This window comes from Aeromonas sp. 96A, assembly GCF_051919165.1.
In the GTDB taxonomy this organism is placed as follows: domain Bacteria; phylum Pseudomonadota; class Gammaproteobacteria; order Enterobacterales; family Aeromonadaceae; genus Aeromonas; species Aeromonas veronii.
Genome location: NZ_JBQBFE010000001.1, coordinates 1774314 through 1787321, shown reverse-complemented (window position 1 = coordinate 1787321; position 13008 = coordinate 1774314). Strand labels below are relative to the sequence as shown.

The window sequence follows — 13008 nt, the reverse complement described above, 5'->3', positions numbered from 1 at the left end:
CATGGAGGGCAGTGCGACTGCCCTCTCTGTCGCAACTCGACTTTATTGGCGGATCAGACGCAGGTTGGCGGGCACGGCTTCGAAATTGGAGCGGAACGGGTTGATGTCGAGGCCGCCGCGACGGGTATAGCGGGCATAGACGGTCAACTGCTCAGGCTGGCAATAGTGCTTGAGGTCGATAAAGATCCGCTCGATGCACTGCTCGTGGAACTCGTTGTGCTGGCGGAACGAGATGAGATAGCGCAGCAGCTTCTCCCGATCGAGTTTCGGCCCTTTGTAGCGGATCACTACAGAGCCCCAGTCCGGCTGGCTGGTGACCAGACAGTTGGATTTGAGCAGGTGGCTGTGCAGGGTCTCTTCTACCTGATCGCTACCGGCTGCCCCTTGCAGCAGGGACGCATCAAACTCGTAATTGTCTACCTCGATATCCTGCTCATCAATGCACTCGCCAGGCAGCAGGGAAATCTGGTGCGGCGCCTTGTCGAGGGGGAACAGGGTCACCTTGACGGTCTTACCTGCACAGGCACTCAGATCCCTGGTCAGCATGGCGGTGACTGCCTCGATAGAGTCGCAACGGGTCTGGTTGAAGGAGTTGAGGTAGAGCTTGAAGGATTTGGATTCGATCAGGTTCGCACTGGTGGCAGGAATGGTCACTTCCCCCACCGCCACCATCGGCTTGCCCTTGGCGTTGAGCCAAGAGAGCTCATAGAGGGTCCAGACATCGCAACCGGTAAAGGGGAGGTCGTCACCGAGTTTCAGATCATCCCGGTTCAGGCTGCGGGGAACCGGTTGCAACAGGGAGGGGGTGTACTGGCTGATGTAGTCGGATTGCTGTCCCAGACTCAGGCCGGTCAGGGCGCTGGCCCCGGCGTATCTATCTTGTTTGCTCACAGGGTTGCTCACGTAATGTGCTCATGATGAGTGGAATGAAACGGGCCATTGCAGGGCCGGATGGTTGCAGCCGTTTGGCTTGGGCGTCGGCCTCTCTGTATCCCGGGTTCTGTTTCCCGGGTCACTAGGTCGGCTGGCAACCTTGTCTGTTACCGGGTTTGGTGGTGCAATAGCGGACTTTGCCAGCAATTGTGGGGATTTTCGATGTCGGATCAAGTTTTGTCTGCCCTGGAGCACTTTTTTGCCCGCTGGCAACGGGATGGCGAGGCCAGACGAGGCCTGCCCCTGTGCGAGTGGGAGGCGGACTGGCGTTCCCCCTGCCAGCTTGGTGAGCCCGCCGATGGTCGGGTGGCCTGGCGTCCTCACCATCGTCCCGAACCCGCCGATTTTACGGCTATGGCCGATGCTCTTGAGCTGACAATTCATCCCTGCGCCATTGCCCTTTTCGGACACTGGTTCAGTCGCCCTATCCCCTGCCTTTTCAAGGGGCTGCGCCTTGAACTGATCTTGCCGTGGAACGACGCGGATCTCGACCTGCTCAGGGAGAACCTCATCGGCCACCTGCTGATGTTGCGCAAGTTAAAACGAACCCCCTCCATCTTTATTGCCACCACCCGCAACGAGATGACGCTCATCTCCCTTGATAACGAGAGTGGTCAGGTGTGGCTGGAGTGGCTCGATTCCGGCCGCCGTCTGACGTTGGCGCCCTCTTTGCCGGCGTTTCTGGAACGGCTTGAGACGTTGCCGCAATAGCACCTGTTCGAGCCAAGGTTACTCATGGGAACGAAAAGCGCCTTGCCATGCGGCAAGGCTCTTTTTTATGGCATCGCGTACAGGGAACGCGCTTAATCCTTGAAATCCCAGGAGAGGTTGGAGACCAAGCGACAGCTGTCGCACTTGAAGTCGAAGATCTCGTGCAGTGGCTCTGCCAGTGCCCACTCACCGCCACAGCTGGGGCAGGGGCGCGCCTTCTCCTCGGCGGCGCTTAGCCCGCCCACCCGGTAGAGGTAGTAGTAGGTGGGGATGCCGCTCAGCACTTCCAGCCGTTTGGCCAGATCGCTGCCGCGCCGGTAGAGGCGGCTGCCCACTTCGCCGATTTCGTGCAGCGCCGCATGTTCGGCGATGGAGCCGTTCATCTGCAACTGATCGCACGCCTCCCAATCCTCCTGCCACTTGATGATCTGCTTCTGATCTCCGTTGGCGACTGCGGGCAGTTGGTAGAGCGGAATCGGGGCGAAGTGGTCGCCACAGCGCAGCGGCGAGCAGGTGTGCAGGAAGCTGGTGTAGAGCAGCATCCAGCTCGGCCGCTCGCCCTGCTGGCCGCAAGGATCTGTGCTGTCGGAGAGCAGATCCGCCCCCTGCAGTTGGAGTTTCGGCGCCAGCAGCCCGGCCTGATTGAGCTGCTGTTCGGCCAGTTTGACCTGCTCGCTCTGGTTGTCGGGGTGCAGGCTATCCTGCTCCGGGCAGACTACCCGACTGACGAAATAGCCGTCGTGCATGCTGGTGGGGAACTCCCGCCCGAGGATCTGGCCCTGATAACGCAGCATGTCGAGGTAGTTGACGATGGCCCGCTCGGCGTCGCCAAGGGAGGTATCGCGGTAGCACTCAAAGCAGAGTTCGACGATATACATGGTTCAGCCTTGCCCCTGCTGGAGGAGCAGGTCGGCTAGGCGATCCACCTTCTGTTCGATGCGTACGAGCTGTTCGGCGAGTTGCTGCAGGGTGAGCTCCGGCGCTGGCTGGGGCACTGCCTCTGGCAGGATCTCGCTCTCGGCGGTCGCGATGGGTTGCTGCTTCCACTGGCTCAGCACTTTCAGCAGCTCGGCCATCGGCACAGGCTGGGTGAGGCGGGCCTTGATCATGGCGGTGGTGGGCGTCAGGCCCTTGGCGGCCAGCTCGTTGGCAATTCGGATGATCTCGTGGGCGGACATAAGCATGCTCTGGGTGAGAAGGGGGGATCGATATCTGGGCGGGATCTTAACCAAAGCTGGCAGGGGAGGAAAGGGGCGGGCGGCTTAGCGGGGCTGGCGCAACATCACATCGAGCTGGTCGATCGCCTCGCACCAGTCGGAGTCGTTCCACAGGGCATCGCGCAGAAAGCTGGCTTGGGCGGCGTTCCAGAAACCGGCCTCCGGCAGCAGGGTCTCATTGTCGAGGTGATGGTCGTGCACAAAGCGGTGCAGGCTCAGCTCGTCGTTGGCCATCCCGAGCTGGGCAAACAGGGCTGGCAGATCGTGGACAAGGGGTTCCATCTCGTCTCTCCCTTTGTTTAATCCCTGAGATTATAGACAGGCACAGCCATCGGGCGCAGAGACGAGATTGGAGATCAGGCAGAGGGGATGCGATGGGGGGGAGATCTACGCCCACAACGTGCAGCCCCTGCATCTTGAGGGTGCCCTGATAGTGGCTCTCGCCATCGCTGGAGAATTCAAACTGATAGTGGGTCAGCAGCCGCAGGGGATTGCGGGCCAGCTCCCGCCGATGGCGAGCCAGTGACAGCAGTTGCAGATCATGGTGCTGGCAGTAGCGGCGCATGTATTGCCAGGCCACTTCTGCTTGTTGGCGTTGCAGCCAGAACAGGCCGCCCATCGCAATCAGCAACAAAATTCCGAGCATCTCTCCCATAGGCGGGCTTCCTTATCGTGATGTCGATAACCGGGAGTCCTGCTCGGCACTCCCGATCTCCTTTTCTATTTCCCGCCGTGTTGCCTCGTGGCGTGAGGGGGAGGCGAGGGATCAGGCCGAGGCAAACAGACGGCCGATGGCCTTGCCCAGCGCATCGCTGCGGTCGGGGTCGCGCAGTCTGGCCAGCATATCATTGCGCAGGGCCGGTAAAGTGACCAACTCGGCAAAAACCTGATTGAAGAACTGGGTCGGTTGTAGCGCCAGCTGTTCCAGATAGTGGCTGAGCAGATTGGCATCTTTCAGATCGGGCCAGAGCCGGCCGGCGATGGCGAGCAGCAGCGCCGGGCTTGGCTGGGTTTGCAGCAGGGTCAGCAGCTTGTTGGTGCGCAAAGTGCTGCCGGGGCAGGAGGCCATGGCGCGGCAGAGGTAGGCCAGGGTCTCAGGGTTGGGGGCGGCGCACTCCTGCTCCTTGCCGATCCGCTCGAGCAGGGCGCCTTGTACTGCTGGCGGCAGCGGGGCGTTTTCAAGGCTCTGGCAGAGGGCATAGAGCGGCTCTTGCGGCAGTTTGGGCAGCGCCTTGCAGATCAGCGCCAGATTGCGTTCATCATGCAGTCGCTCGGCCAGATCGGCAAAGCCCTGTAGTCCCAGCGTCTGCCAACCGGTGTCGTTGGGGGCGGCCAGATAGTGGCAGAGGGCATCGAAATAGGCGGAAGGGGCCTGCTCCAGCTGGCGCGCCAATTTGGCGTGCAGACTGGCCATCTTGGCCTCCGCCGGGCGGAAGGTGTAGGGATTGTCGGCCAAGCGCTGGGCTTTTTCCTCGTCCAGATCGCCGGTGAGCTTGTAGCCCAGGGTCTCCACCACCTGATCCATGAACAGCTTGGGACCATTTGACATCAGCAGGCCGCGCTCATCGAGGGCAAACTTGAGGAACCAGAGATAGTGGCGAGACTCGCTCGGCTGGAAGAAGTGCACACCGAGCCAGGCGTGCTGTTGCAGCGGCCAGGGGTAGGGCTCCTGCTGCTGTTCGATGCGGACAAAGGTATCGCTGGCCAGTGGCCGCACCTGGCGGCCCATATCAAACAGCTGGAACTGGGTGCCAGCCTGAGTCAGAAATTCGGTCAAGGTATTGATGGCAGTAGGCGTCGCAGACATGGTGAGATCCGGCTAATGGTGATGCGGGCCGATTATAAGGCCCTTGCCGAGGATAGCCAGTGGCAGCAGACGCGCGTTGCGGCAGATATCAACATGGCAGCCATGCGGGGGGAGGTGTATAGTATCGCCCTTTTTTAACGGCGGCAGGCCGCGCTGGTTGCCGTGTATGTCGATGAGTCGGCTGAATCGCCGGTGCTGCGCGACCGAATGTATCGGCATCCTGGCTGGCCCTGTCGGGTCAGCGGATCAATCTGTGGTTATGAGGAAGAGAGCGAGATGAATCAATATTTGCTGGTAGCTGGCCTGTTGGGGGAACTCACCGCCGAGTTGCAGCGCCTTGAGCGCTGGCAAGCTGACCATCCCGGTGACGAAGCCCTGGCAAGCACCCTGCCTTTTTGTGTCGATACCCTGAGCTTTGATCAGTGGCTGCAGTTCGTGCTGATCCCGCGCATGGAGCAGTTGGTGATGTTGCAGGCGCCGCTGCCGACCAGCGTCTCCCTCTATCCCATGGCCAGCGAAGTCTACAAAGAAGATCTGGCCGAAGCAGAAGCGCTGCTGCGCCTGATCGCCCGCTTCGATCTGCTGCTTTCCGGCAAAGTGATCGAACAATGATGCCAGATCAAACCCGAGAAGAGAGTGACTTGAAGCTGACCCTGCTCTATCAGGATCAGTGGTTGGTGGCGGTCAACAAGCCGTCCGGTCTGCTGGTGCACCGCAGCTGGCTCGACAAGGGCGAGACCCGTTTTGCCATGCAGATGACCCGGGATCTCATCGGTGGTCGCCATGTCTATCCGGTGCATCGCCTCGACCGACCCACCTCCGGTGTGCTGCTGTTTGCGCTCGATCCGGTGATTGCCCGCGCACTGACCGAAGCCTTTACCCAACGTCAGGTGCACAAGGAGTATCTGGCATTGGTGCGGGGCTGGGCACCCGAACAGGGGGTGATCGACTATCCCCTCAAGGAGCAGCTGGACAAGATTGCCGATGCCATGAGCAACCCGGATCGCCCGGCGCAGGATGCCGTCACCACCTTCCGTCGCCTGCATCAGGTCGAGCTGCCCCACGCGGTCTCCAAGAAGCACCCCACCAGTCGCTACAGTCTGGTCAGATTGTTCCCGAAGACCGGCCGCAAGCATCAGCTGCGCCGCCATATGGATCACCTGTTCCACCCCATTGTCGGGGATACCACCCACGGGGATGGTCGTCACAACCGTTTCTTTCGCGAGCACTTTGGCTGCGAACGGCTGCTGCTGGTGGCCCGCACCCTGAGCTTTACCCATCCGGTGCTCAAGGTGCCGATGCGGATCCAGGCGCCACTCGGTCAGGATGTGCTGCGCCTGTTTGCCGAGCTGGGCTGGCCCGCCAGCGAGAGCGACTACTAAGCGCCTGATCCTCAGCCCTGAACCGGTGGCATCTGACGCCAGCTTGCTGATAGAGTTGCTAAAAGAGTGACTCAAGCAGGGAGAGGAGAATGGCGCAGATCGATATCGTGGTAGGAACTGTCTATGGCGCAGCCATGCTGGTGGCCGAGACCTTGGCAGATGAGCTGGAACGCAAGGGGCATCACTGTTCTCTGCACGAAGAAGCACGGTTGGTGGACATCGACCCCGGCCGTTTTTTATTGCTGGTCAGTGCTACCACTGGGCAGGGGGACATTCCTCCCAATCTGCAGCCCTTTGCCAGCGAGCTGGCTGACAAGGCGCCCAGGCTCAAGGGGCTGCGGTATGCCCTGATTGCCATGGGTGACAGCAGCTATGACCATTTTTGTGGCGCGGGCCGTCGGCTGGACGGATTGCTGCAAGAGCTGGGCGCCACGCGAGTGATTCCCCCGCTGGAGCTGGATGCCACCGTGCACGATGAACCCGAACAGGTGGCACTCAACTGGCTGAAAAAGTCGGATATTCAGCCCTGAATATTCTTTGAAATAGAGCCATATCAATCCCCTGATCCTTAACCGGCAGGGGATTGTTATTTGCACAAATGTCATCTCACTCAGCAAGCATATTTTCCACGCTTATTGCCGATAGTGGCGGAGGGATATTTCCCCCTTTTGACATTCCATCGGCGTAATGGTTTCAAGTGCACTGCAGACCCGTCATCCAAATAAAAGTTCAATCTTGAAAGCGATCTCAGTCATGTTTTTGTCATTCGATCGTAAAATAATGACTTTGGTTCAGTCGCGAATTAATTGCTGGTAACGCTTTCAAGTTTGGTGTGATTGCTTGTTTTGCGATTTTATTGGTTAACTGTTGCCTTGTTGGTCGTTTTTTTGCTGACGGGTGTTGTGACGATCGTTTGCCGAGCGATTTGTCGCCATTTTGTGAGTCGCTTCATATTTGTCGTGAAATACGCTCCCTATAATCAACCTCGGTTATCACCAACAGGATTACATGGTGATAAGAAGTTGAATATTCAGGATCACACTCCTCACTGCGGGAAATAAGGAATATGACAATGAAAATGAAGTGGCTCCCGATTGCAGCAGCTGTTACTGCCGCCCTGGCTTCCCAAGCCGCCTTTGCCGTAGATTTCCACGGTTATATGCGTGGTGGTTTTGGTGTTTCTGACAATGGCGGTCAGCAGACCCTGAGCCAGCAAAAAGTTGGTCGTCTTGGTAACGAGAAAAACGTTTTCGGCGAAATTCAGCTTGGCCAAGAAGTATACAATAAAAATGATATTTCATTTTATGTTGACTCAATGATTGCTTTTGGTGATGACGATTCAGCCAAGAGCACATGGAATGACAACATTGCAGGTCGCCAATTTAACGTTCAGGCCAAGAATCTGTTTGGTGGTGGCGAGACCCTTTGGGCTGGTCAGCGCTACTATCAGCGCCACGATATTCATCTTAGTGACTTCTACTACTGGGATGTGTCTGGTATCGGTGGTGGTCTGGAAAATGTGAACATTGGCCCTGGTAAGGCATCTGTTGCGTTGATTCAATCTGATACCAGTGCTGAGTTCAAAGCAGGTAAAGAGCGTGTTGATACCAACACTTTGGATGTTCGTTATGCTGGTATCCCGTTGTGGAAAGACGCCAGCTTGGAACTGGGTTACGATTTTGCGCAAGCAAATGTCACTGACGATCAGAAAGCTCGACTTGGTTATGATGCAGAAGATGGGCAAATGGGTACGGCAGAGCTTACTTGGGGTCTGTCTGGCGGCTTTAATAAGACAGTTCTGCAGTACATGAGTGGCGGTTTGGCCAATCAAGCTGCTGGTTACGGTGCTGGTAACGGAAACGGTTTGGTTATCGAACAAGGTGATGGGAAAGGTTTCCGTGCAATCAACCACGGTGTCATCGCTTTGGGCGCAAGTAACTTCGAAGTTGGCCATCAACTGGTCTATGGTGAAGCCAATGACGTTTACGTTAACAAAAAACTCGCAGACATTGATACCTTCTCTGTAGTTGTTCGTCCTGCCTATAACTGGACTGATACCATGAAGACCTACCTTGAGCTGGGTTACTTCAAGGATAACGAGAAGATTAAAAATAGTGCAGAAAAGTCTACCGAAGGTAGTAAATACACTATCGCGCAGGCATGGTCTGCTGGCCGTGGCTACTGGGCTCGTCCGGAAATTCGGGTTTTTGCTAGCTACCTGCAGCAGGACGGTGCACTTGAAAAAGACTCCAATGGAGTTCCGCAAGATGATGCTTTCACTGTCGGTGTGCAAGCAGAAGCTTGGTGGTAATCGGTGTATTAAATGCTTGTATAGTCACGCCCCCGCTTGTCGGGGGCTTCTTTGTTTATTCTGTTAATGGATGCGTCGAATCATGTATAACACCAAGCTCGCAGTCGTTTTGCTAGGCTCTTTGTTGTTGGGCGGGTGTGCCTCGCTCGAAGCACAGCTCTCTCCAACCAAAGGGTTCAAAGCAGCCGTTACGGATCGAGAACGTGCCATGCAATCTCTGGATTTGGCTAAAGCGTGTTGCAAGGATTTTGCGAATATCCCGTATGTTGATATGGTGCCTGGGACATCTCAGCTAGCCGCCATTGATGCAAATTCTCCCGTGTATGCGTTTTCTGAAGGCAAGAGTTATTTTGCTGCTTATCGTCTCCCTACTCATTCTGGTGACCTCAGTATCACTGTCGAAGGGATCATCGATCAGACTATGTTTGAGCCAGTCGTGGTTATGTTGGACTCGCGTTTTCAGGTCACCCGAACGATGGGGCAGAACGTTTTTAGGTATGACCCAGCGAGATTGATCAGTGGGAATGCTGTTAGTGGAACCTTTACCGTCGACCGTAGTCACATCGGTAATCCGAACAATGAGAGCTACCTGCTTATCTATACAGATGAATCGCGATTGAATGAGACCCTAACGATTCCCAGTGACGCCAAGTTGATGGCCAAAGCAAAGGTTGTCAATGATTACGGCATCAAGGACCCAGTTATTCGACATTCGCCTTGGGGGGTTATCCGTTTCTCTGTTGTAGACCTTAGCGCAGGAAAAGGAGGTGGAAATGTGTACAAACCAGCGTATGCAATTGGTACTGATGAGATAAAAGAGCAAGCGAGACGCTCAACTGTGGAAGTGGTTCCTAATAAGCTGGTCGTCCCTGCTGCAACTGCGGTTGTCGCAACCAGTGCCTCGGTAGTTGCCAAACCTGCTCCTGCCATGCTGAGTGAAACTGAAGCCTTCTACCAGAGCCAGATCGAAAAAGCGGTCAAGGCGGGGGATATCGACAAGGCGATGAAGCTGGTGAACGAGGCCGAGCGGGCTGGTTCAACCAAAGCAAAAAGCGTGTTTATTGATGCGGTCAAGCGCTCGCAAAAATAGAGTAATACGACCATTTACTGGTCAGATATATTTATTGAGGCTTCCCTTGTTGGAGGCCTTTTTAATCGGTAGACTGTAATAAATAAAAGTCACGCCGTTACACTTGGTTACAATAGGTTGCTGTTTGATGTAAATGGCATTATTAAAATACAAAGTGAAACTGCTATTTATATGTCTTTGTAATAGAGTGATGGTGCGGATTATTAACTTATATTAGATGCGTTTTTTAGCCGCTAAACAAGTTGTGATCTTCCCTCCAAATTCAATATTCCCCCGCCTTCGAAAGCAGCAATTTATGACCCGCTGGGTTATATTCTGATGGTCAAAATAAACAAGCCCGACTCGAAGATATCTGAATGAATCAGTCCTTATTTCATCCAGATAGATCGTTCAGGGACGACAATCCATTCAGGAGCGCACACAATGTTCAAAAATGCTTTCTCTAATCTGCAAAAGGTTGGTAAGGCGCTGATGCTGCCAGTATCAGTCTTGCCAGTCGCAGGTATTCTGCTGGGGGTGGGTGCTGCCCACTTCAGCTGGATGCCGGAAATTGTCTCCCAATTGATGGAGCAAGCCGGTGGTTCTGTATTTGGCCAGATGGCCCTGCTGTTTGCAGTGGGTGTTGCTCTGGGCTTTACCAATAACGACGGTGTATCCGGTCTGTCAGCCATCGTTGGCTACGGCATCATGGTCGCAACCCTGAAGGTCATGGCACCTGTGATGGGTGTTGAAACCATCGAAACCGGCGTGCTGGGTGGTATCTTGGCCGGTGGTATCGCTGCCTGGGCGTTCAACCGTTTCTACAAGATCCAGCTGCCAGAATACCTGGGCTTCTTCGCGGGCAAACGTGCCGTACCCATCATCACCGGTTTCCTCTCTATCGGTCTGGGTGTGATCCTGTCCGTGATTTGGCCGCCAGTGGGTGGCGCCATCGGTGCCTTTTCTGACTGGGCTGCCAACCAGAACCCGGTACTGGCCTTCGGTATCTACGGCGTGGTTGAGCGCTCCCTGATCCCGTTCGGTCTGCACCACATCTGGAACGTACCGTTCTTCTATCAGGCTGGTACCTGCGTCAACGGTGCCGGTGAAACTGTTCACGGTATCATGACCTGCTTCCTGACTGCTGATGACGCTTCCCGCGCTGCCGGTAACGGTTTCGGTCAGCTGGCTGGTGGCTACCTGTTCAAAATGTTCGGTCTGCCTGCTGCTGCGTTCGCCATTGCTCACGCTGCCAAGCCGGAAAACCGTGCCAAGATCGTTGGTATCATGGCCTCTGCAGCCCTGACCTCTTTCCTGACCGGTATCACCGAGCCGATTGAATTCTCCTTCCTGTTCATCGCTCCGGTTCTGTACGCAATCCACGCTGTACTGGCTGGTCTGGCTTATGTGCTGACCAACTCTCTGGGTATCGTACACGGTCACACCTTCTCCAACGGCTTCATCGACTTCGTGGTGCAATCACCGCGTGCCGACAACATGCTGCTGCTGGTTGGTCTGGGTCTGGTTTACGCGGCTATCTACTACGTCGTATTCAGCTTCGTTATCCGTGCCATGAACCTGAAAACCCCGGGTCGTGAAGACGAGACTGCTGAAGAGGCCGTTGGCCAAGGCAAAGACGAGATGTCTGCTGCTCTGGTTGCCGCCTTCGGTGGTAAAGAGAACATCGCTTCTCTGGATGCCTGCATCACCCGTCTGCGTGTTGGCGTGAAAGATGTTGCCAAAGTTGACCAGGCTGGTCTGAAGAAACTGGGTGCAGCCGGTGTGGTAGTGGCTGGTTCCGGCGTTCAAGCCATCTTCGGTACCAAGTCCGACAACCTGAAAACTGACATGGACATCTGGATGAAGAGCAACTAATCCTGTTGCCTGAATATCAGCGTGTTTGAAGAGGGAGGCGAAAGCCTCCCTCTTGCTATTTGTGGTTATGGAGCGTGCGAGTCGCTGTAGATCGATCTCGGCAGGAGTCTCTTTGCCCAAGGGGCGATATGTAACGGGTTGCCCAATGGTGGCCCAACAGCACAAGGTGGTGTGCTCCGCTCACCTTATCGCACGGCATTGCCAGATAACCCCATAGCCCCATAAAGCCAGCCAATAAAAAGAGCGCCACCTGGGCGCTCTTTTGTCGAGTCGGGGGGATTAGAGTTTCTCCAGATCCCGCTCGATTTCGCTGATCTTGTTCTGCACCACTTTTTCCAGATGGCGCAGGTCGCGCAGGATCTTCTGCTTGATGTCCGGGTCGGCCTGCTGATGAACGCCCTGGGTCAGGTTGTCCAGCTCATCCACCACATACTTGAGGTTGGCGTTGATCTCGGTGACATCCTTGTACTCATGGGTACCGGAGTCGACCAGCATGGTCTTGCGCTGGCGGGGATACTTGAATTTGACACTCTTGGCGAAGAACTCGCCCTTCTGCTTCTTGAAGTAGATCTTGAGGATGTCGTGGTTGGCCTCCTGGCGCAGGGTGTAGCTGTCGACGGAGGCGGGATCCTGGATCCCCAGGCTCTTCAGATTCTCGTACATCAGGCTTCCTCGGTTTGAAACGATCCTGTCCCATCCATCTTAACCGATGCCTCATGGCTTGCCTGTGACAGGGACGCCAAAATCAAAAGGGCGCCATCAGGCGCCCTTTTGATCACAGCAATGCTGATTACTCGTCGATGGAGCGCAGCAGGGCGTTGATGCCGACTTTGGCGCGGGTTTTGGCATCGACCTTCTTGACGATCACCGCTGCGTAGAGGCTGTACTTGCCGCATTTGGAGGGCAGGGAGCCGGAGACGACCACGGAGCCAGCCGGTACGCGGCCGTAGTGGATTTCGCCGGTTTCGCGGTCATAGATGCGGGTGGACTGGCCGATAAAGACGCCCATGGAGATGACGGAACCTTCCTCGACGATGACCCCTTCAACCACTTCGGAGCGGGCACCGATAAAGCAGTTGTCTTCGATGATGGTCGGGTTGGCCTGCAGCGGTTCCAGTACGCCGCCGATGCCGACGCCGCCGGAGAGGTGGACGTTCTTACCGATCTGGGCGCAAGAGCCGACAGTAGCCCAGGTATCGACCATGGTACCTTCGTCAACGAAGGCGCCGATGTTGACATAGGAGGGCATCAGCACGGTATTGGGGGCGATAAAGGAGCCTTTGCGGGCGGTCGCCGGCGGCACCACGCGCACCCCCGCTTCCTTGAACTGCTCGGCAGTGTAGTTGGAGAACTTGAGGGGAACCTTGTCGTAGTATTGGGCATCGTCGCCCTTGATGATGCCGTTGTCGTTGATGCGGAAGTAGAGCAGTACCGCTTTCTTCAACCACTGATGGACAACCCACTCACCGGCGATCTTCTCGGCAACCCGTGCCTTGCCGGAGTCCAGCAGGTCGATGGCTTGCAGGATGGCGGACTTGGTGGCGCTATCCACGGAGCCCGGAGTAATGGTGTCGCGGCGCTCGAAGGCCGCTTCAATGATCTGTTGCAACTCGGTCATGACAGGTTTCCTTTAAAAAATTCTGTTTGTTGTATCACACTTTTCCGACTGTTTTTAAGGGGTTGACCGGAATTCTTCCGGCCAG

General features: G+C 56.0%; 14 protein-coding genes and 1 pseudogene. 7 read left to right on the top strand and 8 right to left on the bottom strand.

Translation table 11 applies throughout. From position 1 onward, the window contains the following. Nucleotides 1-42 precede the first annotated feature (42 nt). Nucleotides 43-891 (bottom strand): NADPH-dependent 7-cyano-7-deazaguanine reductase QueF, encoded by an 849-nt coding sequence (gene queF, locus ACTG2W_RS07980; RefSeq protein WP_440016160.1) that lies wholly within the window; start codon nucleotides 889-891, stop codon nucleotides 43-45. 204 nt (nucleotides 892-1095) lie between these two features. On the opposite strand from queF, the gene syd reads away from it, so the two are divergent. Continuing rightward, complete coding sequence (gene syd / locus ACTG2W_RS07975; protein WP_106842364.1) at nucleotides 1096-1644, top strand: SecY-interacting protein; 549 nt, start codon at nucleotides 1096-1098, stop codon at nucleotides 1642-1644. 92 nt (nucleotides 1645-1736) lie between these two features. On the opposite strand, the gene ACTG2W_RS07970 is transcribed toward syd, so the two are convergent. The 5 genes and pseudogenes from ACTG2W_RS07970 to ACTG2W_RS07950 form a co-directional block, all read right to left on the bottom strand. Continuing rightward, nucleotides 1737-2522, bottom strand: coding sequence for a Zn-ribbon-containing protein (locus ACTG2W_RS07970; RefSeq protein ID WP_047435581.1), 786 nt, complete (start codon nucleotides 2520-2522; stop codon nucleotides 1737-1739). 3 nt (nucleotides 2523-2525) lie between these two features. Then, nucleotides 2526-2822 carry a DNA-binding protein gene (locus ACTG2W_RS07965; protein ID WP_106842365.1) on the bottom strand — a complete coding sequence of 99 codons (297 nt, stop codon included), beginning with the start codon at nucleotides 2820-2822 and terminating at the stop codon, nucleotides 2526-2528. 84 nt (nucleotides 2823-2906) lie between these two features. Beyond that, on the bottom strand, nucleotides 2907-3143 hold the full coding sequence (locus tag ACTG2W_RS07960; protein ID WP_005338602.1) for a DUF2789 family protein: 237 nt from the start codon (nucleotides 3141-3143) through the stop codon (nucleotides 2907-2909). 74 nt (nucleotides 3144-3217) lie between these two features. Then, nucleotides 3218-3516 (bottom strand): annotated as a pseudogene (locus tag ACTG2W_RS07955) (DUF3301 domain-containing protein). Between the two features lie 111 nt (nucleotides 3517-3627). Then, nucleotides 3628-4668 carry a DUF3549 family protein gene (locus ACTG2W_RS07950; RefSeq protein ID WP_244775415.1) on the bottom strand — a complete coding sequence of 347 codons (1041 nt, stop codon included), beginning with the start codon at nucleotides 4666-4668 and terminating at the stop codon, nucleotides 3628-3630. Nucleotides 4669-4944: 276 nt separating this feature from the next. On the opposite strand from ACTG2W_RS07950, the gene ACTG2W_RS07945 reads away from it, so the two are divergent. The 6 genes from ACTG2W_RS07945 (at nucleotide 4945) to ptsG (ending at nucleotide 11305) form a co-directional block, all read left to right on the top strand. Further along, nucleotides 4945-5280, top strand: a complete 336-nt coding sequence (locus tag ACTG2W_RS07945) for a YqcC family protein (protein WP_005338596.1) — start codon at nucleotides 4945-4947, stop codon at nucleotides 5278-5280. Then, nucleotides 5277-6050 carry a tRNA pseudouridine(65) synthase TruC gene (truC, locus tag ACTG2W_RS07940; protein ID WP_323890810.1) on the top strand — a complete coding sequence of 258 codons (774 nt, stop codon included), beginning with the start codon at nucleotides 5277-5279 and terminating at the stop codon, nucleotides 6048-6050. Before ACTG2W_RS07945 ends, truC begins: the two co-directional genes overlap by 4 nt. An 89-nt stretch (nucleotides 6051-6139) precedes the next feature. After that, on the top strand, nucleotides 6140-6580 hold the full coding sequence (locus ACTG2W_RS07935) for a flavodoxin (protein WP_304520134.1): 441 nt from the start codon (nucleotides 6140-6142) through the stop codon (nucleotides 6578-6580). 542 nt (nucleotides 6581-7122) lie between these two features. After that, entirely contained in the window at nucleotides 7123-8361 is a 1239-nt protein-coding gene (gene lamB, locus ACTG2W_RS07930) for a maltoporin LamB (RefSeq protein ID WP_019445215.1), read from the top strand. A gap of 82 nt (nucleotides 8362-8443) precedes the next feature. Beyond that, nucleotides 8444-9451 (top strand): MalM family protein, encoded by a 1008-nt coding sequence (locus ACTG2W_RS07925; protein WP_440016159.1) that lies wholly within the window; start codon nucleotides 8444-8446, stop codon nucleotides 9449-9451. 423 nt (nucleotides 9452-9874) lie between these two features. After that, the gene (gene ptsG, locus ACTG2W_RS07920; protein ID WP_005338586.1) at nucleotides 9875-11305 is read left to right on the top strand and encodes a PTS glucose transporter subunit IIBC; all 1431 of its coding nucleotides are present in this window, start codon (nucleotides 9875-9877) and stop codon (nucleotides 11303-11305) included. A gap of 279 nt (nucleotides 11306-11584) precedes the next feature. On the opposite strand, the gene ACTG2W_RS07915 is transcribed toward ptsG, so the two are convergent. Together ACTG2W_RS07915 and dapD are read right to left on the bottom strand one after the other, a co-directional pair. Continuing rightward, nucleotides 11585-11968, bottom strand: coding sequence for a DUF3461 family protein (locus tag ACTG2W_RS07915; protein WP_005338583.1), 384 nt, complete (start codon nucleotides 11966-11968; stop codon nucleotides 11585-11587). A 127-nt stretch (nucleotides 11969-12095) separates the two neighbouring features. Further along, nucleotides 12096-12923, bottom strand: a complete 828-nt coding sequence (gene dapD, locus ACTG2W_RS07910) for a 2,3,4,5-tetrahydropyridine-2,6-dicarboxylate N-succinyltransferase (RefSeq protein ID WP_005338581.1) — start codon at nucleotides 12921-12923, stop codon at nucleotides 12096-12098. Nucleotides 12924-13008: the final 85 nt, after the last annotated feature.